The 26,489-nt window shown below is 74.2% G+C and carries 30 protein-coding genes; 18 read left to right on the top strand and 12 right to left on the bottom strand.

Going from position 1 to position 26,489, the window contains the following annotated elements:
- Window positions 1-94: 94 nt before the first annotated feature.
- The 3 genes from ACGF0D_RS23710 to ACGF0D_RS23720 all read right to left on the bottom strand — a co-directional run bounded on the left by ACGF0D_RS23710 (window position 95) and on the right by ACGF0D_RS23720 (window position 1,996).
- Window positions 95-415 (bottom strand): hypothetical protein, encoded by a 321-nt coding sequence (locus ACGF0D_RS23710; RefSeq protein WP_392919235.1) that lies wholly within the window; start codon window positions 413-415, stop codon window positions 95-97.
- A 243-nt stretch (window positions 416-658) separates the two neighbouring features.
- Window positions 659-973, bottom strand: a complete 315-nt coding sequence (locus ACGF0D_RS23715; RefSeq protein WP_392919238.1) for a hypothetical protein — start codon at window positions 971-973, stop codon at window positions 659-661.
- Between the two features lie 195 nt (window positions 974-1,168).
- Window positions 1,169-1,996, bottom strand: coding sequence for a hypothetical protein (locus tag ACGF0D_RS23720; RefSeq protein ID WP_392919240.1), 828 nt, complete (start codon window positions 1,994-1,996; stop codon window positions 1,169-1,171).
- A 258-nt stretch (window positions 1,997-2,254) separates the two neighbouring features.
- Between ACGF0D_RS23720 and ACGF0D_RS23725 the strand changes: the two genes are divergently transcribed.
- Window positions 2,255-2,863 carry a DUF2306 domain-containing protein gene (locus ACGF0D_RS23725; protein ID WP_392919243.1) on the top strand — a complete coding sequence of 203 codons (609 nt, stop codon included), beginning with the start codon at window positions 2,255-2,257 and terminating at the stop codon, window positions 2,861-2,863.
- 7 nt (window positions 2,864-2,870) lie between these two features.
- Here the strand turns inward: ACGF0D_RS23725 and ACGF0D_RS23730 are convergent, their stop codons facing one another.
- Window positions 2,871-3,551, bottom strand: coding sequence for a hypothetical protein (locus ACGF0D_RS23730; RefSeq protein WP_392919246.1), 681 nt, complete (start codon window positions 3,549-3,551; stop codon window positions 2,871-2,873).
- A gap of 202 nt (window positions 3,552-3,753) precedes the next feature.
- Here ACGF0D_RS23730 and ACGF0D_RS23735 point away from each other — a divergent pair, with 202 nt between their 5' ends.
- Complete coding sequence (locus ACGF0D_RS23735; RefSeq protein ID WP_392879343.1) at window positions 3,754-4,143, top strand: hypothetical protein; 390 nt, start codon at window positions 3,754-3,756, stop codon at window positions 4,141-4,143.
- 69 nt (window positions 4,144-4,212) lie between these two features.
- Here ACGF0D_RS23735 and sigJ read toward each other — a convergent pair whose 3' ends face one another.
- Window positions 4,213-5,154, bottom strand: a complete 942-nt coding sequence (gene sigJ, locus ACGF0D_RS23740) for an RNA polymerase sigma factor SigJ (protein ID WP_392919249.1) — start codon at window positions 5,152-5,154, stop codon at window positions 4,213-4,215.
- A 170-nt stretch (window positions 5,155-5,324) separates the two neighbouring features.
- Between sigJ and ACGF0D_RS23745 the strand changes: the two genes are divergently transcribed.
- A complete protein-coding gene (locus ACGF0D_RS23745; protein ID WP_392919252.1) occupies window positions 5,325-5,801 on the top strand; it encodes a carboxymuconolactone decarboxylase family protein in 477 nt (158 codons plus the stop codon).
- 170 nt (window positions 5,802-5,971) lie between these two features.
- Here the strand turns inward: ACGF0D_RS23745 and ACGF0D_RS23750 are convergent, their stop codons facing one another.
- Window positions 5,972-7,297, bottom strand: a complete 1,326-nt coding sequence (locus ACGF0D_RS23750; protein WP_392919254.1) for a hypothetical protein — start codon at window positions 7,295-7,297, stop codon at window positions 5,972-5,974.
- Window positions 7,298-7,500: 203 nt separating this feature from the next.
- On the opposite strand from ACGF0D_RS23750, the gene ACGF0D_RS23755 reads away from it, so the two are divergent.
- The 3 genes from ACGF0D_RS23755 (at window position 7,501) to ACGF0D_RS23765 (ending at window position 9,762) form a co-directional block, all read left to right on the top strand.
- Complete coding sequence (locus ACGF0D_RS23755; protein ID WP_392919428.1) at window positions 7,501-7,749, top strand: hypothetical protein; 249 nt, start codon at window positions 7,501-7,503, stop codon at window positions 7,747-7,749.
- A gap of 2 nt (window positions 7,750-7,751) precedes the next feature.
- Complete coding sequence (locus ACGF0D_RS23760; protein WP_392919256.1) at window positions 7,752-8,795, top strand: serine hydrolase domain-containing protein; 1,044 nt, start codon at window positions 7,752-7,754, stop codon at window positions 8,793-8,795.
- A 448-nt stretch (window positions 8,796-9,243) separates the two neighbouring features.
- Entirely contained in the window at window positions 9,244-9,762 is a 519-nt protein-coding gene (locus ACGF0D_RS23765; RefSeq protein WP_392919259.1) for a SixA phosphatase family protein, read from the top strand.
- Between the two features lie 36 nt (window positions 9,763-9,798).
- Here ACGF0D_RS23765 and ACGF0D_RS23770 read toward each other — a convergent pair whose 3' ends face one another.
- Window positions 9,799-10,662 (bottom strand): polysaccharide deacetylase family protein, encoded by an 864-nt coding sequence (locus ACGF0D_RS23770; protein WP_392919262.1) that lies wholly within the window; start codon window positions 10,660-10,662, stop codon window positions 9,799-9,801.
- Between the two features lie 157 nt (window positions 10,663-10,819).
- Here ACGF0D_RS23770 and ACGF0D_RS23775 point away from each other — a divergent pair, with 157 nt between their 5' ends.
- The 3 genes from ACGF0D_RS23775 to ACGF0D_RS23785 are packed head-to-tail and all read left to right on the top strand — an operon-like array spanning window position 10,820 to window position 13,514.
- Complete coding sequence (locus ACGF0D_RS23775; protein ID WP_392879353.1) at window positions 10,820-11,503, top strand: response regulator; 684 nt, start codon at window positions 10,820-10,822, stop codon at window positions 11,501-11,503.
- Window positions 11,500-13,026, top strand: a complete 1,527-nt coding sequence (locus ACGF0D_RS23780) for a sensor histidine kinase (protein ID WP_392879356.1) — start codon at window positions 11,500-11,502, stop codon at window positions 13,024-13,026. Before ACGF0D_RS23775 ends, ACGF0D_RS23780 begins: the two co-directional genes overlap by 4 nt.
- On the top strand, window positions 13,023-13,514 hold the full coding sequence (locus tag ACGF0D_RS23785; RefSeq protein WP_392919265.1) for a hypothetical protein: 492 nt from the start codon (window positions 13,023-13,025) through the stop codon (window positions 13,512-13,514). The genes ACGF0D_RS23780 and ACGF0D_RS23785 overlap by 4 nt, the downstream gene beginning before the upstream one ends.
- A 65-nt stretch (window positions 13,515-13,579) precedes the next feature.
- Here ACGF0D_RS23785 and ACGF0D_RS23790 read toward each other — a convergent pair whose 3' ends face one another.
- The 3 genes from ACGF0D_RS23790 to ACGF0D_RS23800 all read right to left on the bottom strand — a co-directional run bounded on the left by ACGF0D_RS23790 (window position 13,580) and on the right by ACGF0D_RS23800 (window position 16,563).
- Complete coding sequence (locus ACGF0D_RS23790) at window positions 13,580-14,923, bottom strand: DUF418 domain-containing protein (protein WP_392919268.1); 1,344 nt, start codon at window positions 14,921-14,923, stop codon at window positions 13,580-13,582.
- Between the two features lie 186 nt (window positions 14,924-15,109).
- Entirely contained in the window at window positions 15,110-15,913 is an 804-nt protein-coding gene (locus ACGF0D_RS23795) for a hypothetical protein (RefSeq protein WP_392919271.1), read from the bottom strand.
- 80 nt (window positions 15,914-15,993) lie between these two features.
- Complete coding sequence (locus ACGF0D_RS23800) at window positions 15,994-16,563, bottom strand: PadR family transcriptional regulator (RefSeq protein WP_392919274.1); 570 nt, start codon at window positions 16,561-16,563, stop codon at window positions 15,994-15,996.
- A 105-nt stretch (window positions 16,564-16,668) separates the two neighbouring features.
- Between ACGF0D_RS23800 and ACGF0D_RS23805 the strand changes: the two genes are divergently transcribed.
- Together ACGF0D_RS23805 and ACGF0D_RS23810 are read left to right on the top strand one after the other, a co-directional pair.
- On the top strand, window positions 16,669-17,136 hold the full coding sequence (locus ACGF0D_RS23805; RefSeq protein WP_392919276.1) for a nuclear transport factor 2 family protein: 468 nt from the start codon (window positions 16,669-16,671) through the stop codon (window positions 17,134-17,136).
- A gap of 155 nt (window positions 17,137-17,291) precedes the next feature.
- Window positions 17,292-17,993 carry a hypothetical protein gene (locus tag ACGF0D_RS23810; RefSeq protein WP_392919279.1) on the top strand — a complete coding sequence of 234 codons (702 nt, stop codon included), beginning with the start codon at window positions 17,292-17,294 and terminating at the stop codon, window positions 17,991-17,993.
- Between the two features lie 35 nt (window positions 17,994-18,028).
- Here ACGF0D_RS23810 and ACGF0D_RS23815 read toward each other — a convergent pair whose 3' ends face one another.
- The gene (locus ACGF0D_RS23815) at window positions 18,029-18,637 is read right to left on the bottom strand and encodes a histone deacetylase (protein ID WP_392919282.1); all 609 of its coding nucleotides are present in this window, start codon (window positions 18,635-18,637) and stop codon (window positions 18,029-18,031) included.
- Window positions 18,638-19,157: 520 nt separating this feature from the next.
- Here ACGF0D_RS23815 and ACGF0D_RS23820 point away from each other — a divergent pair.
- The 4 genes from ACGF0D_RS23820 (at window position 19,158) to ACGF0D_RS23835 (ending at window position 24,518) form a co-directional block, all read left to right on the top strand.
- Window positions 19,158-23,150, top strand: coding sequence for a Pls/PosA family non-ribosomal peptide synthetase (locus tag ACGF0D_RS23820; protein WP_392919285.1), 3,993 nt, complete (start codon window positions 19,158-19,160; stop codon window positions 23,148-23,150).
- 89 nt (window positions 23,151-23,239) lie between these two features.
- On the top strand, window positions 23,240-23,452 hold the full coding sequence (locus ACGF0D_RS23825) for a DUF4287 domain-containing protein (protein WP_392879377.1): 213 nt from the start codon (window positions 23,240-23,242) through the stop codon (window positions 23,450-23,452).
- Window positions 23,453-23,481: 29 nt separating this feature from the next.
- Window positions 23,482-24,066 carry a short chain dehydrogenase gene (locus ACGF0D_RS23830; protein ID WP_392919287.1) on the top strand — a complete coding sequence of 195 codons (585 nt, stop codon included), beginning with the start codon at window positions 23,482-23,484 and terminating at the stop codon, window positions 24,064-24,066.
- A 329-nt stretch (window positions 24,067-24,395) separates the two neighbouring features.
- Entirely contained in the window at window positions 24,396-24,518 is a 123-nt protein-coding gene (locus ACGF0D_RS23835) for a lasso RiPP family leader peptide-containing protein (protein WP_392879383.1), read from the top strand.
- On the opposite strand, the gene ACGF0D_RS23840 is transcribed toward ACGF0D_RS23835, so the two are convergent.
- Window positions 24,508-25,011, bottom strand: coding sequence for a hypothetical protein (locus ACGF0D_RS23840; protein ID WP_392919290.1), 504 nt, complete (start codon window positions 25,009-25,011; stop codon window positions 24,508-24,510). The genes ACGF0D_RS23835 and ACGF0D_RS23840 overlap by 11 nt on opposite strands.
- Before the next feature lie 310 nt (window positions 25,012-25,321).
- Here ACGF0D_RS23840 and ACGF0D_RS23845 point away from each other — a divergent pair, with 310 nt between their 5' ends.
- From ACGF0D_RS23845 to ACGF0D_RS23855, 3 genes are read left to right on the top strand one after another with little or no spacing between them, the layout of a single operon-like run.
- A complete protein-coding gene (locus ACGF0D_RS23845) occupies window positions 25,322-25,747 on the top strand; it encodes an asparagine synthase-related protein (RefSeq protein ID WP_392919431.1) in 426 nt (141 codons plus the stop codon).
- Window positions 25,748-26,005 carry a lasso peptide biosynthesis PqqD family chaperone gene (locus ACGF0D_RS23850; protein WP_392879389.1) on the top strand — a complete coding sequence of 86 codons (258 nt, stop codon included), beginning with the start codon at window positions 25,748-25,750 and terminating at the stop codon, window positions 26,003-26,005.
- Complete coding sequence (locus tag ACGF0D_RS23855) at window positions 26,002-26,430, top strand: lasso peptide biosynthesis B2 protein (RefSeq protein ID WP_392919293.1); 429 nt, start codon at window positions 26,002-26,004, stop codon at window positions 26,428-26,430. Before ACGF0D_RS23850 ends, ACGF0D_RS23855 begins: the two co-directional genes overlap by 4 nt.
- Window positions 26,431-26,489: the final 59 nt, after the last annotated feature.

Raw genomic sequence — 26,489 nt, forward strand, 5'->3', positions numbered from 1 at the left:
CTCCGCCACGGCCGGCGAGCCGCCCGAACCCGCACATCGCCTAGGCCCGGCGCGGAACTCCCGCGTCGGGCCTAGGCGTTCGCGTCGGGCCTGGTCAGTCCAGGGCGAGGAAGCTGCCGACGTTCTCGTCCGGCCGGAACTCGCCCGGCCCCAGCGGGTTGAGGATCCTCGTCTGGCAGAAGTTGTCGGGGAACATCAGGATGGTGCCGCTGGTCCGGTTGGCGATCGCGGTGTCGGGGCCGAGGCCGGGGTAGCACTGGCCGCCCTGCGGGTCCCGGACCTGCTGGAAGTTGCCGCCCTGCTCCATGATCACGGCGCCGGGGGCCGCCGAGGCGGTCGAGACGTTGACGAAGGACAGGGCGAGGACGCCGGCGGTGACCGCGAGGACCGAGCGGGGGCTGAAGCGCATGCGCATGAGGACTCCCGTACTGGACGCACGAAGGGATGCGGTTCGGCGGGAGTCCCGAGGCCCCGAACCGGTGGGCACCTCGTTGCTCCCGGTGCCGGTCTGCCCCGTTTCGCGACCGGCCTTCCCAGCAGGCCCACTGGTTCACCCGAACAGCAGTCGTGCGCCTGCCGCAACGCGCTCCCCGCCTGGACACGCCCCGGCCCGGCGCGGAACTCCCGCGCCGGGCCGGGGTGTTCCCGCCGGGCCTGGTCAGTCCAGGGCCATGAAACTGCCGACGTGCTCGTCAGGCCGGAACTCGCCCGGCCCCAGGGGGTTGAAGATTCTCACCCGACAGTTGTCGTCGGGGAACAGCAGGATGGTGCCGCTGGTCCGGTTGGCGATCGCGGTGTCGGCGCCGAGGCCGGGGTAGCACCGCTGGGGTGCAGGATCCCGGACCTCCGTGAACTGGCCGTTGTTCTCCATGATCACGACGCCGGGGGCCGCCGAGGCGGTCGAGGCGTTGACGAAGGACAGGGCGAGGACGCCGGCGGTGACCGCGAGGGCGGCGCGGGGGCTGAAGCGCATGCGCAAGGTGGACTCCTGTACTGGGTGGGTGTTCGTCGGCGGGAGCCCCGAGGCCCCTGAACCGGTCGGTGCCTCCTCGCTCCCGGTGACGGGTTACCCCCTTCCGGAACCGGCCTCCACCGCAGGTGAGGTGGTTCACCTGAACGGCAGTCGTGTGCCCGCCGCAACGCGCTCCGCGCCCGGATGCCCTGCCGGTCAGGAAGGTCCGGCGGTGTAGGTCAGCACGACGCAGCCGGCCTCGCCGGAGAGCCCCGACTTGCCGTCGTTGATGTCACCGGCGGCGATGGTGCCGCCCGGGCCGCCGTGGCCGCCGCGCCCGGCCGTTCCGGGGCAGCCCGCGGGTGGGTGGCTGGCGCCGGGGTTGCCGCCGTCGCCGCCGTGGCCGCCCTTCTTGGCCAGGGCGCCCTTCCCGCCATGGCCGCCCCGCCCGCCGTCCTGGAGGCGGGCGTCGGCGCCGTCGCAGCGGCTGTCCGCCTTCTGCCCGGGGGCGGCGGGGCTGCCGCCGTCGCCGCCGGTGATCCCCTTGCGGCCGCCTTCGCCTCCGCCGCCCCAGTCGGCGGAGACCTTCTTGGTCCCGTCGACCCGGACCGTCGACGGGTCGCCGCCCTGGCCGTTGGTGCCGCTCGTGGGGAACAGCCCGCCCGTCCCGCCGCCCCGGCCGTGGCCGCCCGGTTCGACGGTGATCCTCAGGACCTTCGCGTGGCTGACGTCCAGCACGCAGCTCACCAGGGCGCCGCCGCCGCCTCCCGCGCCGCCCCCGCCGCCACGCCCGTACTCGGTGACCTCCGCGCCGCCGCCCCCACCGCCCCCGCCGCCCGCACCGAGGGCGGCGACCGCGATCCTCGTGACCCCGGCCGGGACCGCGAAGTCGACCGTGTCCGGCGAGCTGAACACCTTGGTCTGCGCGACCGCCGGGGCGGGCGCCTCGGCGTGCGCCGCGGGCGCTGCCGTCACCCCCGTCGCGGCGAGCACCGCGGCGGTTCCGGCCGCCGAGACGAGAGCCCGGTGAAGATGTCGACGCATGCTGAACTTCCTTCCGTGAAAGGACAGTTGGGACACCGCGACGCTGCCCGGAACCGGCCCCTTCGGTGCACTCCTCCGCATCCCGATCACCCGATGGTGTGAGTATCCTTCCGCCGCGGAGACGCCCTTCGACCACGTGCGCGAACGAAGCCGCTCGATCAAGTACCTTGGCACGTAGGGGAGATGGGGGTTATCTGAGGGTGCTATCCGGGTTCGACCCGGATGCCCGCTGGGGCCGCCGGGCCCGAGACTTGACGCATGCGCATCACTCGGGCCGGTTGGGCCGTCATGACGGTGCTCTCCCTGTTCATCGTCGCGATCTCCGCCAAGTACTTCAGCTTCGACCCGTCGACGTTCTTCCGCCATCAGCGCGCCACCTACCTGAGCCACCAACTCCCGCTCTACCTCCACATCTTCGGCGCCATCACCGCCCTCGCCGTCGGGCCCTGGCAGTTCTCCCGCCGCCTGCGCGAGCGCCACCCGCGCCTGCACCGCCGCACCGGCGCCACCTACCTGATCGCCTGCCTGGTCGGCGCCATCGGCGCGCTGCTGCTGGCGCCCGTCGCGTACGGGGGCGCCGTCACCTCGGCCGGCTTCGCCTGCCTGGCCGTGGCCTGGCTGGTGACCGGCGGCGCCGGGCTGCGGGCCGTCCTCGACGGCCGGGTCGCCGACCACCGCCGCTGGATGATCCGCAGCTTCGCGCTCACCTTCGCCGCCGTCACCCTGCGCCTCATGCTGCTCGCCGCCACCGCCGCGCACCTGGACTTCCGTACCTCCTACACCGCGATCGCCTGGCTGTGCTGGGTGCCCAACCTGCTGCTGGCCTGCTGGTTCACCCGCACCCGCCGCCCTGTCGCCAAGGACTGACCCGGGCTCAGAGGCGAGTGCAGACGTGGGTGGTGGGCTTGCCGCCCGAGGTGTGGGCGATGGTCAGGACGTTGTTCGCGTAGCTGACGTCCAGCTTGTCCTTGCTGCTCGCGGCGGTGGCGCCGGGCGGCGCCCAGGGGAAGGTCAGCTGGACGGTGTCGCCCACGGTGTCCGGCACTTGGAGGGCCTCGGGGTGCCCGGTCATCAGCTTCTTGGGGCCCTCGAAGAGGCTCAGCGACAGGTGCCCGCCGCGCAGCAGCAGGCTGCCGCGCCAGGTGACGGGCTTGCCGTCGAGGTCGTCCCAGACGAGCGTCCAGCCGCCGTTGCGGCCGCTGGACTCGATGGTGATCTTCCCGTGGGCCTTGTCGCCGCGGGTGCTGGTGGACTCGATCGCCCAGGTGCCGCTCACGAAGGCGTCGAAGATGCGCTCGCCGACGGTCGGCTTGGCGGCGGGGGCGGTAGGGGTGGTGGGGGAGCCGGTGGGGGCGGGAGTGCCGGTCGGCGAGGCCGGGGGAGCGGCGTCCGTCTTGGCGCTACTGCCGCCGCCGCTGTCGCCACCGCTGCTGGAGCAGGCGGCGACCAGCGCGGACCCCACCCCGAGCGCGACGTAGCGCAGGGCGTTGCGCCGGCCGATGACGCGTGCGGCGGCGTCGAGCCGGCGGAACCGGTCGATGTGACGGCTGTTCATGCTTCCCCCGTGGGCGGTTCGTTGATCAAGTCGGGGAGTGTAGCCCGGGTTAGCCCGGACGGGCACCGGCATTCCTCCGCCCGGGTCGCCGGAGCCGTTCCCCCGTCCACGGAAAGGGTGGTTCGGGCACGTATCGGAGGTCGGTGCGGGGAGCAGCCCCCGCCGACGCCAGTCCGACCCCCCACGCCCTCAGGAGGCCGCCGTGGCTCGCACGAAATCCCTCGCCCTGACCGCTCTGACCGCCGTCACCGTCCTGTCCGCGAGTGCCGCCGTCGCCTTCGCCGACGGCGGGTCCGCCGTCAAGCCGAGCGTCGTCGTCCCCGCCGACCAGGCCGCCGCCGACCCCGCCCTGCTGGCCGCGCACACCCCGGTCTTCGGCAACCCGGTCGACGTGCCCGCGGGTGGCCACGGGATCGCCACCGTGACCTGCCCGTCCGGTCAGGTGCCCACCGGTGGTGGCGGTCAGACCAGCGGCTTCGACATCTTCTTCACCGACTCCTACCCGAGCGGCAGCTCCTGGGTCATCCGCGGCACCAACACCGGCACCACGGCCCAGTCCCTGTCGGCGAACGCCGTGTGCACCACCCCCTGACCTCTCGGGCGAACGGCCCGGGCCCGGCGTCTTCGGGCCCGGGCCGTTCCGTGTCCGGCGGGCCGGGGCCTACGCCTGCGGTTGCGGCAGCAGCCCGAGGCCGGAGAGCGGGCCGAGGTGGGCGAGCTTGTCGGGGTTGGAGACGGCGTGGACGGCCCGCACCGCGCCGCCGGCGTCGACGTCCAGCCCGATGACGCTGGCCACGCGCCACTCGGCGTCGTACACCACCGCGCCGGGGCGGCCGTTGACCCGCGCCGGTACGAGGTGCGCGCCCAGGCGGCGCAGGCGGCGCAGCCCGCCGACGAGCAGCTGGGCGACGCGGCGCGGGTCGGTGAGGCAGTGGGCGAGCGCGCGGGCCTTGCCGCCGCCGTCGCCCCGGAAGGCGACGTCGGGGGCGAGCAGGCCGAGCAGGGCGTCCAGGTCGCCGCCCTCGGCGGCCGCGAAGAAGCGGCGGGCCAGCTCCTCGCCCTCCGCGCGGCGCGCCGGGGGAGCAGGGGCGTCGTCCTTGAGGGCCAGGCGCTTGCGGGCGCGGGCGAGGATCTGACGGCAGTTCGCCTCGCTGCGGCCGACCATCCCGGCGACCTCCGGGTAGCCGTACCCGAACGCCTCGCGCAGCGTGAACACCGCACGCTCGACCGGGGAGAGGGCCTCCAGCAGCACCAGGAACGCCATCGACAGCGAGTCGGCCAGCTCGGCGTGCTCGGCCGGGCCGGGGCGCTCGGCGGTGCTGACGACGGGCTCGGGCAGCCACTGGCCGACGTAGGTCTCGCGGCGCACCCGGGCGGACGTGAGGTGGTTGATGCCCAGGCGGGTGACGGCCGTGGTCAGGTACGCCCTGGGGGCGGCGATCGCGGTGCCGGCCCGCTCGGCGCGGGCGAGGCCGAGGAAGGCGTCCTGGACGAGGTCCTCGGCGTCGCCGACCGAGCCCGTCATCCCGTAGGCGATGGAGAACAGCAGCGGCCGGTACCCGGCGGCCGCGCCCGTCGCGTCGGTCTCACTCGTCCCACCCATTCCACCCGTCATGGAATCCCCCTGTCCCGTGCGTGGTCGGCAGGCTATCCGAGGCCCGTCGGCACTCATCGGCGGGCGGTGTGGCGCAGGTCACTTCGGGGGCTGTCACAAAGCGGCGGGCTGTCTTGTCTTCATGACAGCAACGGAAAACACCGACCGAGGAGCACACCATGGAACCCCGCCTGGACGTCTTCACCAACCCGATCCTGGGCAAGGTCGTCAAGCACCTGATCGCGGCCAGCAAGCCCACCACCGAGTCGAGCCTGCCGCTCGCCGTCCAGGAGCTGGTGCGGCTGCGCGCCAGCCAGATCAACGGCTGCGGCCCCTGCGTCGACATGCACTTCAAGGAGGCCGTGCACGCCGGGGAGGACCCGGCGCGCCTGAACATGGTCGCCGTCTGGCGCGAGGCCACCGTGTTCACCGACGCCGAGCGCGCCGCGCTGGAGCTCGCCGAGGAGGGCACCCGGATCGCCGACGCGGCCGGCGGGGTGAGCGACGAGGTGTGGGCGAACGCCGCCAAGCACTACGACGAGGAGCAGCTGTCGGCGCTGGTCTGCGTGATTGCGATCATCAACGCCTTCAACCGGGCCAACGTGCTGATCGGCCAGCCCGGCGGCACCTACGAGGTGGGCATGTACGGCCACTGACCGGCTCCCCGGGCCCCTTCCGGGTGGTGGTGAGGGCCGGGGCCGCTCGACGGTGCGGCGCCACGAAGACGTGGCGCCGCACCGCTGAGCGGCCCCGGCCCGAACGGGAAGGAACGCAGGGGCCGGGACTTCGCCGGCGCGCCCGCCCGCGCTCCTCGTGGATCAGTGGATCAGCTGCCGTCGATCCGGTCGTCGAGGACGATCCGCGGTTGGGCCAGCTTTCCACTCCCGCCGTCCTCGTCCGCCGGCCGCGTGTGGTTGATCACGGCGGCGATGCGTTCGTAGCTGGTGACGGCCAAGGCCCAGGTCTCGATGCCGCTGTCGCTGCCGACGCCGTTGTAGGCGGTCCTTCGCAGGGCGTTGAGGAGCGCGATGACGCTGCGGCCGGACAGAATCGTGTCCTCGTCGCTGCCGCCGACGGGCTTGGAGAAGTGCTCGGTGTCCTCGATCTGCGCGGCGAGGAAGTCCCAGGTCTCGGGGTGGCAGGAGATCGCGACGGTCCTCACCGCTGCGGCCTTGCGGAGGGTGCCGACGTGGATGGGCCAGGCGAACGACTCGGGGATGAGGCCGGACACGTCGTCGGCCGGACTGCCGGCGGCTTCCTCGATGGCGGGAGGCTCTGCGGCGGGTGCCGGTTCCGGCTCGACCGGATCCACCTGAGGCCGAAGCAGGTCCGCGAGCTGGGCTGCGATCAGCAGGGCGGACTCCTCGGTCAGGCCGGACGGGGCGATCGGCGCCGTCCCTTCCTGCTCCGACGCCTCCGCTTCGACCTCCACCTCGGGTTCGGCGGGTGCCGGCTGAGGACGGAGGAGGTCGACCAGTTGGCCGACGATGGCTTCCGCCACGATGCGCCGTACCTGTTCCTCGGTGAGGGGCAGCGGGTCGACGGGCTCGTTGTCGGCGGCAGGATCGGTCACGAAGGTCTCCTTGCTGTCGGGCCCCGCGGCCTGGCTGGTCGCGGAGGGGAGGGCCGGTCGGGGTGCGGCCTCGGCCGCCTGAGTCTCGGTGTGCTCGGTGCCGCTCTGTTCGGCGCCGGCGCTCGGAGCGGTCGCACTTCCGTCAGCCGACGGCGGGTGCTCCTCGGCGGCCGACGGTGCGGTGGAGTCGCGCCGGACCTCCGGCCCCTCGGTGCCGGCTTCAGACCAGGCAGTGGTCTCCTCATGCACTGGTGCGGCTTCAGCAGGTTCGGCAGTTTCGGCCCGACTCGTCTGGAGGGCCGCACGGTTGGTGTTCTGCATTGCGGTGAGCTCACCTCGTGCGGTGCCGAGCTGGCGGCGGAGCGTGCGGTTCTCCTGGATGGCCCGCTCGGTCAGCTCCTGCGCCTTGGCGATCGTCGCGAAGGCGCTGTCGCGGTGCTCGCTCAGGCCGGTGGCCAGCGTCGTGGTGAGTTCGGAACGCAACGCGTCGGTGCTGCTGCGGAGTTGTTCCAGGCCGGCCTGCAGATTCTTCGCGATCTCCGCGCGCAGCAGTTCGACCTGGCGGGCGGTGCCCATCATGTCCCCTCCCGATCTCGCACGCCTGTGAGGGCGGCGGCTACAGCGTGGCGGCGTGGGTACGTGCGCACCGGGCGGATCGAGGAGACTGTCGAGAACGGGTCGACCACTGTCCGGAATTGGGCAATCACGAAGAGGTGGCGAAAAGTCAGTTCGATGCAGCGGTACTGGCGCTCGATCGTCGGTACGGTAGCGGCCTGTAGCTGATTGGGTCCGCGTTCGGCGCGACCGTCAACGCGAGCGGGGCGATGATCACCGTTCAGGGGCGGTCCGCACTGAAGGCCGCCGACGTGGCCGGGAAGGACATCCGGGCGGCGACCGCGCTCGTGATCGCCGCCCTGGCCGCCGAGGGCACCTCTACGATCCGAGGGATGTACCACGTGCGGCGCGGATACGTCGGCCTGCTGCCGAAGTTGGCCGCGCTCGGTGCCGACCTGACGACCGACCGGGAGTAGCCGTGACCACCACCGTGCCGTGGAGCCCGAACGCGCTCGCCGACCTGCACGACTGCCTGGACCTGATGACCGCCGACGGCACCGTGCCCGGCGGCGTCATCGCCCACGGCGCCATCGGCGCCGCGCCCGGCTACCTGACCTCCGGCGTCGTCGCCCCCGAGTGCGGCGACGCCCGGCCGGGCCCGGACACCGTGTACGACATGGCGTCGCTGACGAAGGTGCTGGCCGCCTGGCCGCTGGTCGGCACCTCGCTCATCGGCGACTTCACCCTGGACACACCGGTCCGCGAGCTGCTGCCCGGCATCCCCGTCGACGCGCCCGGCGGCCGGGTCACGGCCCGCCAGATCCTGGCCCACACCTCCGGCCTGCAAGCCGAAACCCGGCTCGACCAGTACCGGGGCCGCCCCGAACCGCTCGCCGAACTGATCTGCGGCGAAGACCTGATCGCCGAACCCGGGGCCGGACACCGCTACATCAACCGCGGTTTCATCCTCCTCGGCCTGGCCCTGTCCCACTACCGCTGCCGGCGCCTGGACGAACTCGCGACCGAACTCTGGCAACACCTCGGCATGACAGGCACGACCTACGGACCGGTGCCCCGCTCCGCTCAGGTCGCCCCGACCGAGCAGCGCCTGCAGGGCGGCCCCCGGCTGTGGGGCTTGCCGCACGACGACAACGCCGCCCTGCTCGGCGGAGTCGCCGGCCATGCCGGAGTGTTCACCACCCCGGCCGACCTCGCCACCTTCGCCACCCACCTGCTGACCTCGCACGCCACCGGCGGACCCCTGGGCCGCTGGCTCACCGCCAGCATGCAGCCGCAGGCCGAGATCGAGCCCGGCCTCGACCGCGGCCTGGCCTGGATCCTCGCCGACGGCGGCCGGGTGGCGTACCACCACGGCTTCACCGGCACCAGCCTCTACCTCGCCCCGGCTACCGGCCGCTACCTGGCCATCTGCACCAACGCCGTCTACCACCACCAGGACAACCGCACCCGCCTGGCCCCGCTGCGGGCCCTGGCCCTGAAGGCCGTCACAGCCGAACTTTAGGAGGCCTCGTGCCCCACCCAACGCTCGCGCTGCTCACCATCCTTCGACTCGGCGGCCCGGTCGGCGACGTCCTGAACCTCGCAGATCCCGACGACTGGTTCGAGGTGGTCCGCACATCGGGCCGTCCACCTCCGACAGGGGGTGTGCATGATTCACCGGCTCCACGGCGGGTGCAAGGTCGGCATGTACCACCACTGGCAGGCCAGGATCTCCCTCAACCGGCCCGAAACGTAAGGGCGGTGAGGAGGGTGAGGGCGCTCCGGCGGCGCCGCTGCCACGGGTGCGCGGCGGCAGTGCGCCACTGAGAGGAACCCGGCCCGGTGTGTCGTCCGCGCGGGTGGACATCGGCGGTGCGGCCGGCCGGCGAGGCGTCGGTGCGGGCGCGGGCTGTCACGATCGTCGATGTTCGTGATCCCGTGCCCGACCGACGCCGTGAGAGGGAGAAGCCATGCCCGAGGAGACGCGCCAGATCGTCGTGGTCCGCCATGCCAAGGCCGAGCATCCCGATGCCGTGGACGACCGCGACCGGCCGCTGGCCGAGCGGGGCCGCAAGGACGCGAAGGCCGCGGGCCGCTGGCTCACCGGGGCCGGTGTCGACGCCGACCTCGCGCTCGTCTCGCCGGCCGTGCGCACCCGCGACACCTGGGAGCTCATGGTCCCCGAGCTGCGGAACAAGCCGAGGACGGTCCAGGACAAGCGCCTGTACGACGCGAGCCTCGGCGCACTGATCACGGTCCTCAACGAGCAGTCCGACGAGGACCGGGACGTGGTCGTGGTCGGCCACAACCCCGGCGTCCGCGAGCTGGCCGAAGCCCTGGCCGGCGAGGCCAAGGGGGACGTGATGGCGCGGATGAAGGACTCCGGCTTCCCGACGGCCGCCGCCGCGATCCTCGCGTTCGAGGGAAGCTGGGCGGCCGTCGAGCACAACACCTGCCGGCTCACCGCCTTCTGGGCACCGCACGCCTGACGGCGGGCCCTGACGGCGGGCCCGGCCGGTGGCCGCTCACACGCGCGGGAAGCTGAAGGCGTAGCCGTTGTCCCGCAGCCACGGCAGCAGCTGCTCCAGGGCCTCCAGCGTCTGGGCGCGGTTGCCGCCGCCGTCGTGGAGCAGGACGGTGGGGCCGATGCGCAGCTGGGCCTTCGCCGTCTCGACGATCCGCTCGACGCCGGGGCGTTCGAAGTCGCGGGTGTCGGCGTTCCAGCCCAGGGGGCGCATGCCGTGGGCGGCGGCGATCTGGCGGCTCTCGGGGGTGAACGCGCCGCCCGGGGCGCGGTAGTAGGGGACGGGGGCGCCGCCGGTGGCGTCCTGGATCATCCGCAGGCCGTCGACGATCTCCTTCTCCTGGTATGCGACGTCCTTGTGGTCCATCGCGGTGTCGTGGCTGACGCTGTGGTCGCACAGCCGGTGGCCGGCGGCGACGACCTGGCGGGCGAGGTCGGGGTGGGCCCGGGCGTTGGGGCCGAGCATGCAGAAGACGGCCTTGGCGTTGTTGCGGGCCAGGACGTCCAGGATCCGCGGGGTCCACTGCGGGTCGGGGCCGTCGTCGATGGTCAGGTTGACGGTCTTGCCCGGGTCCTCGGACTGGCGGGAGATGCTCATGTCCACCGTCGGCGCGGGCAGGCCCGGGTCCGGGGCCGGGTCCGCGGCCGGGTCCGAGGCCGTCCCGCTCGCGGCGGCGGACACGGCGGGCCGGTCCACCGCGCCGGCGACGCCCAGCAGGGTCAGGGCCGCCGCACCGAGCGCCGCCACGCCCAGGGCGGTGCGCAGGCGCCCGGACGTCCCGGGCGGGCGGACCAGCCGGTCCGCCCGCGGGTACCAGCTGCGCGGGGTCTCGCCGGTGGGGGTCTGCTCGTGGTGGTCGCGCATGGCGGTGCTCCTCGTCCGGGGCTCGGGTGTCGGTGTCCACCACTGTCCGCCGCGCGGTTACGGGCGCTGTGATCTGCAGATGAGCGTTTTGCAACAAGCAGGCCCGCACCTGCGCCACGGGCCCGTTTCCGCAGGTCGGGCCCGGATACTGGTGCCCATGGCACGGCTACTGCTGATCGAGGACGACGACTCCGTACGCGAGGCCCTGGCCCTGGGCCTGCGCCGCCAGGGCCACGAGGTGCGCACCGCCGCCTCCGGCGAGGAGGGACTGGAACGCGCCCGGCAGGAACCGCCGGAGCTCGTGGTGCTCGACCTGATGCTGCCCGGCATCGACGGCTTCGAGGTGTGCCGGCGGCTGCGCCGGGCCGGACCCACCCCGGTGATCATGCTGACCGCCCTCGGCGACGACCTCGACACCGTCCTCGGCCTGGAGGCCGGAGCCGACGACTACGTCGTCAAACCCGCGCAGTCCCGCGTCCTGGACGCCCGCATCCGCGCCGTGCTGCGCCGCGCCGGCGGCGGCACCGGCCCGGAGGCGGACCGCGAGACCCACGGCGACCTCGTCCTGGACCGGGCGGCACTGACCGTCACCAAGCGCGGCGCCCCGCTGCCGCTGGCACCCAGCGAAATGCGGCTGCTGCTGGAGCTGTCCGCCGCCCCCGGGCGGGTCTTCAGCCGCGAGCAACTCCTGGAATCCGTCTGGGGGCTGGGGCGCCAGGAGGACATCCGCCTGGTCGACGCCGGAGTGAACCGGCTGCGCGCCAGGATCGAGGACAGCCCCTCCGCGCCGCGCTACATCCAGACCGTGCGCGGCTTCGGCTACCGCTTCGGGCCGCTGTGACCACCGAACCGCCGCAGCCCGAACCCCGGCAGCCCGTCGTCCCGCAGTCCGAACCGCCGCAGCCCGCCTCCCCGCAGCCCGTCCCGCGCCGGATCCGGCTGCGCCGCGCCGTCGCCGGGCTGCGGCCCCGGCTGCTGGCCGCCTTCGTCGCCGTCGCCGCCCTCAGCGCGCTCGCCACCGCCACACTCACCTACCGGGCCGCCACCAACTCCACCCTGGAACTCACCCAGGACACCACCCTGGACGAACTGCGCCGACGCGTCGACACCCTCGCCCCCGCCCTGCCGTTCCCACCCACCGCAGGCGAACTCGACCGCCTGGCAAGCCAGTTGTCCGGAACCGGCGGATTCCGCGACTGGCGCATCCTGGCCGCCCACGGCAACGACCACTCCGAGTGGACCCAACCCGTCGCCCTCCCGCCCGCCCTGGAAGCCACCGTCAACCGCGGCCACGCCGCCTTCCAGCGCTTCACCGCCGACGGCCGGCCCTGGCTCGCCACCGGCATCCCCGTCACCAACGCCGCCGCACCCAACGCCCCCTCCGGACTCACCGTCTACGCCCTGCTCCCCCTCGACCGCGAGCAGAGCGCCAGCAACGCCCTGCTCGCCGCCGCCGCCGGAGCCGGCGCCTTCGCCGCGATCCTGGCCGCAGGCCTCGCCCTGCTCGCCGCCCGCCAGGTCCTGCGGCCCGTACGCGCCCTCGGCGACGCCGCCCGCGACCTCGCCCAGGGCCGCCTCGACACCCGCCTCACCGTCACCGGACACGACGAACTCGCCCAACTCTCCAAGACGTTCAACCACACCGCCCGCACCCTCCAGGGCACCATCGAGGAACTGCGCGCCATCGAATCCCAGGGCCGGCGCTTCGCCGCCGACGTCTCCCACGAACTGCGCACCCCCCTGACCGCGATGCTCGCCGTCACCGACATCCTCGACGAGGACGCCGAACAACTCCCCGAGGACACCGCCACCGCCCTGCGCATGATCAGCAACGAGACCACCCGCCTCACCCGCCTCGTCAACGACCTCATCGAGATCTCCCGCCTCGACGCCGGCGCCGCACCCCTGCACACCGAGACCGTCGACGCCGCCACCGCCGTCCGCGAGACCCTCGACCTGCGCGGCTGGAACGACCGGGTCGAACTCGACCTGCCCACCGCCCTGCCCGTGCGCCTCGACCCGCGCCGCTTCGACGTGATCGTCGCCAACCTCGTCGGCAACGCGCTGCGCCACGGCCGCCCGCCCGTACGGGTCGCCCTGCGCGCCGCGGACGACGACCTCCTGCTGACCGTCACCGACCGCGGCCCCGGCATCCCGCCCGCCGAACTCCCGCACCTGTTCGACCGGTTCTACAAGGCCGACAAGGCACGCAGACGCTCCGAGGGCAGCGGCCTCGGCCTCGCCATCGCCCAGGAGAACGCCCGCCTGCACGGCGGCCTCATCGACGCCGCCAACGCCCCGACCGGCGGCGCCGTGTTCACCCTCGTCCTGCCCCGCGGCCTCGTCGAGGAGAAAACCCCGTGACCGCCCGACACCGGCTCGCCGCCGCCCTCACCGCCCTCGCCGCGCTGCCGGCGCTCTGCGGCTGCTCGATCTCCGCCACCGGCCCGGTCAAGAGCGGCCGGCCGGCCACCGGCATCCAGCCCGGCACCCGGCTCTACTTCCTCGGCCAGCACGGCATCCAGCTCGCCATCCGGCCGGACGCCCAACGCGAGGACCTCCAGCAGACCCTGGACACCCTGCTCGCGGGCCCCGCCCCGGCCGAGACCCGCGTCGGCCTCTACAGCGACCTGCCCGCCTACGGCCGCGTCCAGGTCACCACCACCCCCGGGGTGGTCACCCTGCGCCTGAACTGGTCCACCGCGCTGCTCTCCGCCCCCGCCATCCAGCAACTCGCCTGCACCGCCGAGGACGCCCCGGCCGAGTCCGGCTCCGTGCCGAAGGTCGCCATCGTCAGCAGCGACGCCCCCTCCGCCATCCATCAGCAGTGCGACCTGCACCGCACCGGCTGACCGCCCGCACATGAACGGGCCCGGTACGCCGCAGCGGGCGTACCGGGCCCGTTCATGTGCGGTCCCTAGCGGTGCGGCACCGCCGCCGTGGTGGCCCGGTGCACCAGGGCCTCCAACGGGCCGCGGCGGAACAACCGCCGCCACAGCACCGAGCCCACCAGGGCCGCCACCGCGAACAGCGCGTACGGGACGAGGGACTGCGGCGCGTGGCCGAAGCCGCCCGGGCCTTCGCCGAGGAACCGGCTGGTGATCACGTCCTGGACGAAGTACCAGGTCATCGCCATCGAGCCCATCGCGGCCGCCGGCCACAACACCCTTTGCCACGGGCCTCGTTCGGTCAGCAGGAGCAGCGCGCCGAGCAGGGCGAGGCAGACGCCGACCAACCAGAGGATCTGCAGCGCGCTGTACTCCGCGATGCCCGGGCCCGGCTTGGACATCGCCCACAGCTCCGCCCACGGGACCTTCGGCATCGGCGGCAGCTCCGGCAGCTCCGGCGGCACGTCCGGCAGCGCGCCGTCAGCGGGCAGCGCCGGCATCGGGGGCATCGGCGGCGGGGCCATCAGCTCGGCCTGGAACCGGTCGATCGCCGCGCCGAGCCCCAGCGGCCCGAGCACCAGCCACGACGCCAGCCAGCCGCCGGCCACGATCCCCGCACCGGTGAGCGCCATCCGCACCCGCACCGCGCGCTCGCGCAGGTCGAGGCGGCCGATCGCCAGGCCGGCCAGCAGCAGCGGCAGCGCGTAGAAGGTGTCCACGTTGAACACGTACGACTGGAACACCGCGAGCCAGTCGCCCGGGTGCGCCAACACCGCCAGGCCCTGCGGCAGTTCCGGCGCGCCCGGCCCCACCTCGGGCAGGAAGCCCCAGCCCCGGCCGTGGTTCGCCCGGGCGATCTGGAACACCGGCGCCGCCACCGCGAACACCCCCGCCGCCCCGAACAGCAGGCGCGCCCGCATCCGCGTCCACGGCAGCAGGAACAGCAGCCAGCCGGTGTAGGCGGTGATGATGTTGGGCGTCCCGGACACCTGTTCGAGGCCCAGGCCCAGCAGGAGCAGCGCCCCGGCCCGTACGGCGATCCGGCCACGGGCCCGGCGCAACGCCGTCCCGGCGAACGGCCGTGCGCCGCCGGTCATCAGCGCGACGGACACGCCCGCCAGCAGGAAGAAGACGCTGCGGGCGCGGGTGTCGAGGAACCCGTTCAGCCACTCCAGCACCCCGGGCCAGTCGTGCCCCGGCGGGGTGGGCTCCAGCCAGCCCGTCGGCACGAAGTGCATCCACACCATCCCGAGGATCGCCAGGGCCCGCAGCACGTCGACCGCCGGCAGGCGCCCGCCCGGTGACCCCTCCCGCGCGCGCCCCCGGCGTCGGGCGGCCTTCGGCGCGCGCCCCGCCATCGGTTCGGTGATCACGGCAACTCCTTCGAACGACATCAAGGAGCCGCCACGCTAGGAACGCGGTATCAGCCCGCCCTTCCCGGAACATGACCGTTGTGTCACAGAGTCGTTGTGTCGCGGAGCCGTTGCGTCACAGGGCCGGGTGGTCGCGGCGGGGCCGCCCGGCGAACTGCCGTCCGGCCCCGCCGTGGTGGGGCGGGGTCAGCGGCGCGGGCCGGCGACGAGGTCGCTGAGGCGGACCACGGTGATGTCGAGCTGGCCGTGCCCGTCCTCCCAGCCCGCGACGGCTTCGCAGCCCTCGTCCTCCAGGCCGTACGCCGTGGCGTCCTGCGCCAGGGGCATCAGGCCCTCGTCGCCGTCGGTGCAGAAGAATCCGAGGTGGGCGCGGAGCCCGGGGTGGGGTATCGCCGCCAGGGCCTCCTCCCAGTCCTCCTCGGGCTCGGCCGAGAAGGGCGTCAGCTCCTCGGGGGTGCGGCCGGTGCCGAGGGCGGCGCGCAGGGCGTCCAGGAGGGTGCCGTCGCAGACGAGCCGGGCGAAGTGGACGCTCCAGGCGCCGGCCAGGGCGGGGGAGGCGAGGTCGACGCCGTACCGCTCGGCCAGCGCGCCGAGGTCGGCGCCGCGCACGAGGGCGCGGGTGAAGCAGGCGGCCTCGACGGCGGCGGCGAAGCCCTCCGGCAGGTCCGCCCGCGGCGCGTCGGAGGGCCGGAACTCGAAGAGCGACCGGCTCGCGTCGAAGCCTGGGGTCCGCTCGGCCTCGTCGAACAGGTAGAGGTCCGCGGCGACCGGGTGCTCGCCGCGCAGGGCCGCCGGGTGCACCCAGGCGGCGTCGCGTTCGAAGCCGGACTCGTCCATCAGGTTGCCGCTGACGCGGGCGGCGTAGACGGCCTTCGGGTCGTACTCCTCCAGCGGCCGGCCGAGCAGGACGGCGAAGGCCTCGGCGAGCCGGCGGTCCCAGTCGGCCTCCGGCGCAGGGGAGTTCACGGATGCGGTGGGGTCAGTGGTCATGGCGGCACCGTAGCGGCGCCCGCCGACAGCGCCGCGCCCCGCCGTCCGGCTGTTGTTCGGTGCCGCGTCTGCGCGGGGGCTCACCGCCCCGAACGGGCGGCCTGCCGCTCGCGCAGCACGGCGATCGCCTCCCGGCACCAGTCCCGGTTGCCGCGCTCGAAGGCGAGGCCGCGCAGGCAGGTCAGGTACGGGCCGATCCGCCCGCCCTCGCGCAGGAACTCCCGCTCCTCGCGGCCCGCGCGCATGGCGTGCAGCATCCGCTCGAACAGGTCCACCTTGGCCTGGGCGAACTCGGCCCGCTCGGCGAGCTGTTCGACCAGGACGTCGTGGTCCAGCCGGTCGGCGGCGCGGACCTTGACCATCAGGTCGTCGCGGACGAAGGACGGCTTGGCCGAGGCCGAGGCGAACGCCTCCAGCTCCGCCAGCCCCGCGTCCGTCACCTTGAACAGCCGCTTGGTGGGCCGGTTCTCCTGGACGACCTCGCGCCCGGCGACCAGCCCGTCCTTCTCCAGCCTCGTCAACTCGGCGTACAGCTGCTGGGGTTGGGCGTACCAGAAGTTCGCCACCCCCAGGTCGAAGGCCTTGGCCAGGTCGTAGCCGCTGGTCTCGCCGTCGAGCAGCGCGGCCAGTACGGCGTGCCGCAGTGCCATCGCCCCGTTCTCCTTCCCTCGCCCGTCTACCGCCCGTCAGGTCTGCCATGGTAGTCATGAATCTGAGTAGTCATATCCATGACTGTCCAACCGGGGAGTGAGCCCATGACCGCCACCGGCACCGCCACCGACACCGCCCTCGCCACCGCCGCCGAACGCTTCCGTGCCGCCGTCGAGCGCCGCGACCTCGCCGCGCTGGACGGCCTCTTCGCCGACGACATCCGCCTGTACAGCCCCGTCAAGTTCGCGCCCTTCGAGGGCAAGGCGATGGTGCTCGGCCTCTTCGGCGTGCTGCTGCGCGTCTTCGAGGACTTCCGCTACGTCGGCGACCACACCGGCACCGCGCAGACCAGCGCGGACGGCGGCGAGGCGCCCTCGGCCGTGCTGGTGTTCCGGGCGGTGGCGGGCGGCCGGGAGATCCACGGCATCGACCTTCTCCACGTCGACGAGCAGGGCCTGATCAAGGAGTTCACGGTGATGGTCCGTCCGCGCTCCGCCGTGCACGCGCTGGGCGAGGCGGTGCTGGCCGGGCTGGTCGCCGACGGCCTGGTGCCCGCGCCGCCCGCCGGCTGAGCCGCCCCTACGGCTCCGGTACGGGGCTGTTGCCGTTCGCGGACACTCCCGCGGGCCCCGGTCGGGCATGATCATGCTCCCCGGGGCAGCGGGGCAGCGGGGCAGCGGGGCAGCGGGGCAGCGGGGCAGCGGGGCAGCGACGCGGGGGAGGCGTGATGCGACGGACGGTCCGGGGCGGGTACGCGGCGGCGGTGGTGCTGGCGCTGGGGGTGGCGGCCTGTACGGGGCAGGGCGGCGGCGGGCAGGCGCCGCCGGCCACCGTGCCCGCCGCGTCCGCGGCGCCGACGGCGCACCCGGTGGTGCTGCCCGAGCCCGCCCCGGCGTCCAAGCAGTGGATCGTGGACGAGCTGCTCACGATGAACCTCAGCCACAACACGTGCGCCGCACCGCCGTTGGCGAACCTGGTCGTGCTGGACGACGACGACGGCCGGGACCGGGCGGACGTGCTGTGGCCCCTGGACGACTCCTACCTGTGCCTCGCCTCGATCACCCGGGTCGACGGCGCGCTGTCCAGCGAGGTCATCGGCGACCGGGTCGCGTCCCTCACGGCCCGGCGCCAACCGAAGATGATCGGCGACTACCGGCGGCTGGTGCTCCTCGCCTTCTTCCCCGGCGACGTCGGGACGGTCGAACTGCGGGGCGACGACCGCCACCTGTTCGGGCCGGTGCACCAGCGGCTGCTCGACCTCGGCGGCGGGAAGGCGGTGACCGTCGTCCACTACGGCTACGCGAAGCCCGCACCGGCCGCGGACGACCCGCAGGCCCAGCAGCCGGCCCACACCCCGGGATCCGCCTACCTCCAGCCCCAGTTGTGCCCGTCGCGCATCGAGCCGTGCCGGGTCGCCGAACAGGGCTGAGCCCGGGCAAGGGGCCCGGGGAAGGGGTCGCCGGCTCAGTCCAGTACCGCCGCCACCGTCCGCGGCGTCCAGTGCCCCGCCGCGCCCGGCCGGGTGGCGAGGTAGCCGGCCGTGCGCCAGGGGCCCCAGCCGTGGGACTCGGCCAGCCCGGCGGCCAGGGTGCGCAGGTAGGGCGGGGTGGGGGCGTTGAGCTCGGCGCCGGCCACGCCCCGGGCGGAGGTGAAGGTCAGCAGCGGGTGCCCGGCCGACTCGCCGACGCGCAGCAGGGTCTCGTAGCGTCCCGGGCCCAGTTCGGCGCGCCCGGTGGCGAGTACCGCGGTGAGGTCGAGGTCGGCGCCGGGGGAGCGGCGCATCTCCTGCGCCGCGATGTCACTGAACTGACCAAGCGTCACCAGATAGGCGCGGCACGGTACTTCACCAGTTCCGGCGGGGTCGTAGAAGGCCGAGCCGCCGCCCCAGGTGAGCGAGCGCCCGGCGAAGTAGAGCGTGCCCGGCAGCGCGGTGGCCACCGTCCGGCGCGGCGGGCTGGGGTCGCGGCTGCCGGGCTGGGCGTGCGCGGCGCCGTCCGGGCGCCCGCCGTGCAGGTAGCAGGCGAGGCGGGCGGCGTGCAGGTTCGAGGCGTACGCCACGTACCAGACGAGCATGCTCCCGTTCCGGCCACCGGCACTCTTCCGGGGGCTGCCGCCTTCAGTGGAATCCCAGCCGGAGCGGCCTTTTCCCGGGCCGTTCACAGCGAGGCTCCGCGGTGCGGGGTGCGAAAGACTCCCACATGAAGATGTGAAAACCGTGAACAGCCTGATGATCCGACCAGAACCCCCCGATTCGGCGGTGTCCCCCTCACTACCTGTACCGTTCCGGTCGCCATGGCGTTCATCACTCTCCCCGCTCCCGTCGCGCTGCTCCGGTATTCGGCGATTACTCTGCACCAGCGAAAACGAGCGAAAACCCGCGAAATGTCATTCGATTCATACCGTCGTCGCTCCATTGCGGCATCGATGATGAGAATTTCCTTTGATCGAATCCTCGCTGCATCCAGCCGACTCCCAGCAGAGTCATGGTGAGTGGGCGCTCTCCCGCGGGTGACCACCCGTCACCCGTCAACCCGACACCACACCCGTACACCCGTACGCGCCCCCAGGACCCCGGAGCCAAGGAAACCCATCCATGGACGCACGCCCCGACACGGCCGGCCCAGGCACACTGCACCGCCCCCACCAGGGCCCCGCGGCCGGCTGGCCGGTGGCCCAGGCCGCCCACCCCCGCAGCCTGCTCGACGTCATCGCCGCCACCGCCGACGCCCACCCCCACGCGCCCGCGCTCGACACCGGCGACACCGTCCTCGACTACCGCGCCCTGCTCCACGAGGTCGACACCCTCGCCGGACAGCTCGCCGCCCACGGCATCGGCCGCGGCGACCGCGTCGGGGTCCGCATCCCCTCCGGCACCGCCGACCTCTACACCGCCATCCTCGCCGTGCTGCGCTGCGGCGCCGCCTACGTCCCCGTCGACGCCGACGACCCCGACGAGCGCGCCGAGATGATCTGGCAGGACGCCGCCGTCTGCGCCGTCCTCGGCCCCGGCCACGCCCTGCACGCCGGCCCCGCCGCCCACCCCTCGGGCCGCCCCGCCTGGCCCGCCCCCGCCGACGACGCCTGGATCATCTTCACCTCCGGCACCACCGGCCGCCCCAAGGGCGTCGCCGTCACCCACCGCAGCGCCGCCGCCTTCGTCGACGCCGAGGCCCGCCTGTTCCTGCAGACCCGCCCGCTCGGCCCCGGCGACCGCGTCCTCGCCGGCCTCTCCGTCGCCTTCGACGCCTCCTGCGAGGAGATGTGGCTCGCCTGGCGCCACGGCGCCTGCCTCGTCCCCGCCCCCCGAGCCCTCGTCAAGGCCGGCACCGACCTCGGCCCCTGGCTCGTCACCCGGCGCATCACCGCCGTCTCCACCGTCCCCACCCTGCTCGCCCTGTGGCCGCAGGAGTGCCTGGACGCCGTCCGCCTGATCATCGTCGGCGGCGAGGCGTGCCCCGCCGAACTCGTCGAACGCCTCGCCGTCGAGGGCCGCGAGTTCTGGAACACCTACGGCCCCACCGAGACCACCGTCGTCGCCACCGCCGCCCGCATGCTCCCCGGCCGGCCCGTACGCATCGGCGCCCCCCTCGACGGCTGGGAGATCGCCGTCGTCGACCAGGCCGGCCACCCCGTCCCCTGGCACGCCACCGGCGAACTGCTCATCACCGGCGTCGGCACCGCCCGCTACCTCGACCCCGCCAAGGACGCCGAGAAGTTCAGCGCCCACCCCGCCCTCGCCTCACCCCGCGTCTACCGCAGCGGCGACCTCGTCCGCAACGACCCCGACGGCCTCGTCTTCCTCGGCCGCGCCGACGACCAGGTCAAACTCGGCGGCCGCCGCATCGAACTCGGCGAGATCGACGCCGCCCTCCAGGCCCTGCCCGGCATCCGCGCCGCCGCCGCGGCCGTCCGCAAGACCCCCGCCGGCGCCGACCTCCTCGTCGGCTACCTCGTCGCCCACCCCGGCACCACCCCCGACCTCACCACCGCCCGCCGGCACCTGCTCGAACGCCTGCCCGCCCCGCTGGTGCCCGTCCTCGCCCTCGTCGACTCCCTGCCCACCCGCACCTCCGGCAAAGTCGACCGGGGCGCCCTGCCCTGGCCGCTCGCCACCACCGCAACCGCCTCCGCCACCTCCTCGGCCGAGACCCTCGACGGCACCGCCGGCTGGCTCGCCGGCCACTGGGAACGCCTGCTCGGCACACCCCCCGGCCCCGGCGACGACTTCTTCGCCCTCGGCGGCTCCAGCCTCACCGCCGCCCACCTCGTCTCCGACCTGCGCACCCGCCACGGCGGCGTCTCCGTCGCCGACCTGTACGCCCACCCCGTCCTCACCGACCTCGCCGCCTACCTCGACACCCTCACCCCCACCACCCCACCCGAGGCCACCGCCGCCACCGCCGCCACCGCGGCCGTCCGCGCCCGCACCGTACGCCGCACCCCCCGCAGCGCCGGCCTGTGGCAGACCCTGCTCCTGCTCGGCATGTTCTCCCTCGCCGGACTGCGCTGGATCCTCGTCCTCATCGCCCTCGACAACCTCACCGGCAGCCACCTCGCCTGGGCCCCCCACAGCTCCTGGTGGCCCGTCGCCGCCGGACTCCTCCTCCTCTACAGCGCCCCCGGCCGCACCCTGCTCGCCGCCGCCGGCGCCCGCCTGCTCACCGCCGGCATCCGCCCCGGCAGCCACCCCCGTGGCGGCCACGTCCACCTGCGCCTGTGGGCCGCCGAACGCCACACCGCCATGTTCGCCACCGCCGCCCTCGCCGGCACCCCCTGGGCCCCCCGCTACGCCCGCGCACTCGGCTGCCGCGTCGGCCCCGGCGTCCAACTCCACACCCTGCCCCCCGTCACCGGCCTCGCCCGCCTCGGCGCCAACGCCTGCGTCGAACCCGAAGCCGACCTCGCCGGCTGGTGGCTCGACGGCGACACCCTCCACGTCGGCCACCTCGACATCGGCGAAGGCGCCCGCATCGGCCACCGCGCCACCCTCATGCCCGGCGCCCGCATCGGCGCCCGCGCCGAGATCGCCCCCGGCTCCTGCGTCACCGCCACCGTCCCCCCGGGCGAACACTGGACCGGCTCCCCGGCCCGCCCCGCCACCGACGCCCCCACCGACTGGCCCTCAGCCCCGGCCCCCGCCTCCCGCGGCTGGAACCTCGCCTACAGCGCCGGCTTCGCCGTCCTCGGCCTCGTCCCCATCCTCGCCGCCCTGCCCGCCCTGCTCATCGTCTACCCGATGATCGACACCGACACCACCCTCGCCGGCGCCCTCGTCCGACTCCTGCCCGCCACCATCCCCCTCGCCGCCCTCACCCTCGCCTGCTACGCCACCCTCATAGCGCTCCTCGTACGCCTCCTCTCCCGCCCGCTGCGCCCCGGCTTCCACCCCGCCACCGGCCGCGTCGCCTTCTGCGCCTGGGCCGTCAGCCGCCTCAGCGACACCGCCCGACGCACCCTCTTCCCCTTCTACGCCAGCCTCTTCACCCCCGTGTGGCTGCGCCTGCTCGGCGCCCGCGTCGGACGGCGCGTCGAAGCCTCCACCGTGCTCGCCCTGCCCGGCCTGATGCGCGTCGACGACGGCGCCTTCCTTGCCGACGACACCCTCGTCGCCCCCTACGAGCTGCGCGGCGGCTGGCTCCACCTCGGCCCCTCCCACGTCGGACGCCGCTCCTTCGTCGGCAACTCCGGCATCGTCGGCCCCGACCGCCACCTGCCCGCCGGCTCCCTCGTCGGCGTCCTGTCCGACACCCCCGCCCACGCCCCCGAAGGCTCCTCCTGGCTCGGCCGCCCCGCCTTCGCCCTGCCCCGCGTCGCCGACACCGGCGCCGAAGGCCGCACCTACAACCCGCCCCGGCGCCTGATGTGGGCCCGCGCCGGCGTCGAACTCTGCCGACTGCTGCCGATCGTCCTCGCCGCCCTGCTCGGCGACCTCGTCCTCGCCGCCCTCCAGGAACTGCGCGACGACTACGGACTCGGCACCGCCCTCGCCGCCGCCGGACTCGTCCTCACCGCCGCCGCCGTCGTCGCCTGCGCCGTCACCACCGCCGCCAAATGGCTGCTCGTCGGCCGCTTCCGCGTCGCCGAACACCCCCTGTGGTCCTCCTTCGTGTGGCGCAACGAGCTCTACGACACCTTCGTCGAGGAACTCGCCATGCCCTTCGGCGGCCACACCATCACCGGCACCCCCTACCTCAACGCCTGGCTGCGCAGCCTCGGCGCCCGCATCGGACGCGGCGTGTGGTGCGAGACCCACTGGCTGCCCGAGACCGACCTCGTCACCGTCGAAGCCGGCGCCAGCGTCAACCGCGGCACCGTCCTGCAGACCCACCTCTTCCACGACCGGGTGATGCGCCTGGGCCCCGTCCACCTCGCCGCCGGCTCCACCACCGGCCCGCACTCCATCGTCCTGCTCAACTCCACCCTCGGCGCCGGCACCACCGTCGGCCCCGCCTCCCTCGTCATGCGCGGCGAGAACGTCCCCGGCGCCACCCGCTGGCTCGGCAACCCCGTCGCCGCCTGGAACGCCGACCCCACCCCGCCCGCCGGGCGGCGCCGCGGCCGCGGCCGGGCCACCGCCGGGGTGTGACCGGGATCACCCTTCGGGGGCGATGAGTTCGCGGTGCGGTCACGGTCTACCCCCGTGACCGCACCGCGCTTTTCGAGAGGACCACGCTCATGACCGCCGCCGCCGTGAAGGGCCCCGCCTCGTACTTCCCGTCCATCGAGAAGAAGTACGGCCGCCCGATCGAGGAGTGGAAGGACCTCATCCGCACCTCCCCGCTCACCAGGCACATGGAACTCGTCGCCTGGCTCAAGGCCGACCACGGCCTCGGCCACGGCCACGCCAACGCCCTCGTCGCCCACACCCTCGCCGAAAAGCCCGCCTGAACCGGCCGGTTGCTGTGATGATCGTCGGCATGAAGGTACTTGTGATCGGAGCCGGCGGAACCCTCGGAAGCGCCGTCACCCACACCCTGGAAACCGCCCACCAGGTCGTCCGGGCCTCGCGCAGCGGCCCGGTGGCCGTCGACCTGGAGGACCCGGCCACCCTCGACACCCTCTTCGCCGACCTGCCCGACCTCGACGCCGTCGTCAGCTGCGCCGCCTCCGGCCCGATGGTCGACCTCGCCTCGGTGACGGACGAGGAGTTCCTCGCCGGAATGCGGGGCAAGCTCCTCGGCCAGATCGCCCTGGCCCGGCGCGCCCAACACCACCTGCGCGACGGCGGCTCCATCACCCTCACCGGCGGCAACTTCGCCACCCCGCTGGCCGGCGCCTCGCTCGGCGCCACCGTCAACTCCGCCCTGGAGGGCTTCGTCCGCAACGCCGCCGCCGAACTGCCGCGCGGCCTGCGGATCAACGTCGTCAGCCCCGGCTGGATCGCCGAGACCCTGCAGCGCCTCGGCATGGACCCGGCCGGCGGCACCCCCGCCGCCGACGTCGCCCGCGCCTACCTCACCGCCGTCGAGGGCCCCGCCCAGGGGCAGACCCTGCGGCCCTGAACCACCCTCCCCGCGCGAGAAGTCGGCCCGGCCGACTTCTCGCGCGGGACCGGCGTCCCGGAGTCGGGTGTCGGACCCGCCTGACACCGGACAGGTCTACACCACTTCGCCCCAGGCTGGCCGAAACCGGCCGCACCCCACGCCGCCCCGCCACCCGGCCACCCCGGGGCCCACCAGTCCCGTCAGCGCCGCCGACCACTCCCACGCGGGCCGTCGGGATCCGGCCGAAGCCCCCGACGACGCTTGTCCGTCGGCGAACCGGGAGGGAAGAGTGGAGTCCCGCCGGCCGGCGACCGTGTCCAACTCCCCGCGAACGAGAGGACATTGCCATGACCGACGACGACGTGTACGAGCCCCCGATGCTGATCGAACTCGGCGACTTCGCGGACCTCACCCGGGGCTTCGACTTCGGCAACCAGTCCGACGTCCACGGCTACTACCTCATCCCCTGAGGACCGGGCCGTGAGCGGTCACCGGCGGACCTGGTTCGTCGTCCTGCCGGACACCGAAGCCGGAACCGCGGTGGCCGCGGTGTGGGGCACGGTCGACCACCGTGCCCTGCACCACCCCAGCGGACGCCCCTGGATCCTCGGCCACTGGCCCGACGGCCAGCCGGCCACCGCCCAGGCCGGGCCCGTCGCGCTCGCCGTGTTCGGCACCTGCGACACCGACACCCACCACCTGCGCCGCCACGCCGCACGCATCCGCGACCCGTACGACGCCCTCGCCCTCGCCGCCGACCTGGCCGGCAGCTTCCACCTGATCGCCACCGTGCACGGCACCGTCGCCGCCCGCGGCACCCTGTCCGCCCTGCGCCGCCTCCACCTCGCCGAGATCGACGGCACCCCCGTCCTCGCCGACCGGGCCGACACCCTCGCCGCCGCGGCCGGCCTCACCCCCTGCGTCGAACGCCTCGCCCTGCGCCTGGCCCACCCGCTGCCCCACCCCGCCGACACCCTGCCGCTGTGGCCCGGCATCACCCCCGTGCCACCACACCACACCGCCCTGCTCACCCCCGGCCGCCCCGCCCGCACCCACGCCCACTGGCAGCCGCCGGCCCCCACCCGGCCCCGGCCCGCCACCCACCACCCAACTCCTCGGCTGGGGAACCGAACCCCGACTGCCACCCTGGGCCACCGCCCACACCGCCGACCTGATCCGCGAACAACTCGCCACCCTCCAGGGCACGCAACCGCTCGCACCCCTCCACACCCAGCACCAGACCCTGCAAGCGGTCCGCCACAGCGCCTCCGCCATACGCCAACTGAACGACACCACCGCACACTTCGGCATCCCCCACGAAGCGCCCTACCTGGACGACCAGGTCCTCGACGCCTGCCTGGCCGCCGACCCCGCCACCCGCGGCACACCCTTCGCGTACAAGCCACTGCTCGCCGAAGCCCTCGCCCCGCACATGCCCGCCGACCTCCTGCGCCGCACCGGCAAAGGCGACTTCACCCCGGACACCCACCAGGGGCTGGCCCGCCACCGCGCCGCACTCGCCGCACTCATCGAGGACAGCGCCCTGGCCCGCGCCGGACTGATCGACCCCGACACGCTGCGCCGGGCCTGCCTCGGCCTCTACCCGGCCGCCACCCCCTACGCGGCCCTGGACGCGACCCTCGCCGCCGAACACTGGCTGCGCACCCACTCCACCACCCCCACCCCCGAAGGAATCTGAATGACCGTCAGGCTGCGCGCCGACGTGACACTCGCCCCGACCGACGACGGCGCCGTCGTCCTGGACGAACGCTCCGGCCGCTACTTCCAGCTGAACCGCACCGGACTGCTCATCCTGCGCGCCCTGCTGGACGGCCGGGCCGCCGACGAGATCGCCGCCGACCTCACCGCCCGCCACCCCGTCACCGCCGACCGGGCGCGCACCGACGTCGAGCGGCTGCACCAGGACCTGCGCGCCGCCGGGCTGGTCACCGGATGAGCCTGCACACCCACGCCACCCGGGCCGGCCGCCCGCCCTGGCGCCGGCGCCCCGCCGCGCTCGCCGCCATCGGCGCGGCCCGGCTGATCGAGCGGCTCCCCCCGGCCCGGATCCGCCGGGTGATGCTCGCCCTGCGCCGCGGCGCCCGGCCCGCCACCCGCACCGAGGCACTCGCCGCCCGACAGGCCGTGGTCGCGCTCAGCATGCGCTGCGCCGGCCAGGGATGCCTCCAACGCTCCATCGCCGCAACCCTGCTGTGCCGCACCCGGGGCACCTGGCCCACCTGGCGCACCGGCGTACGCACCGCACCGTTCCGCGCCCACGCCTGGATCGAAGCCGACGGCGAACCCGTCGACGAACCCGCCGAACTCGCCCACTTCCACCCCCTGATCACCGTGCCCCCGCCACAACGCCCACCCCACTGACCGGGCCGGCCCCGGCACGAGAAGTCGTCGGCGGGCCCGACCTCTCGCGCGTGGTTGGG

Origin of the sequence: Kitasatospora sp. NPDC048298, assembly GCF_043201465.1 — a bacterium.
Taxonomy (GTDB): Bacteria; Actinomycetota; Actinomycetes; order Streptomycetales; family Streptomycetaceae; genus Kitasatospora.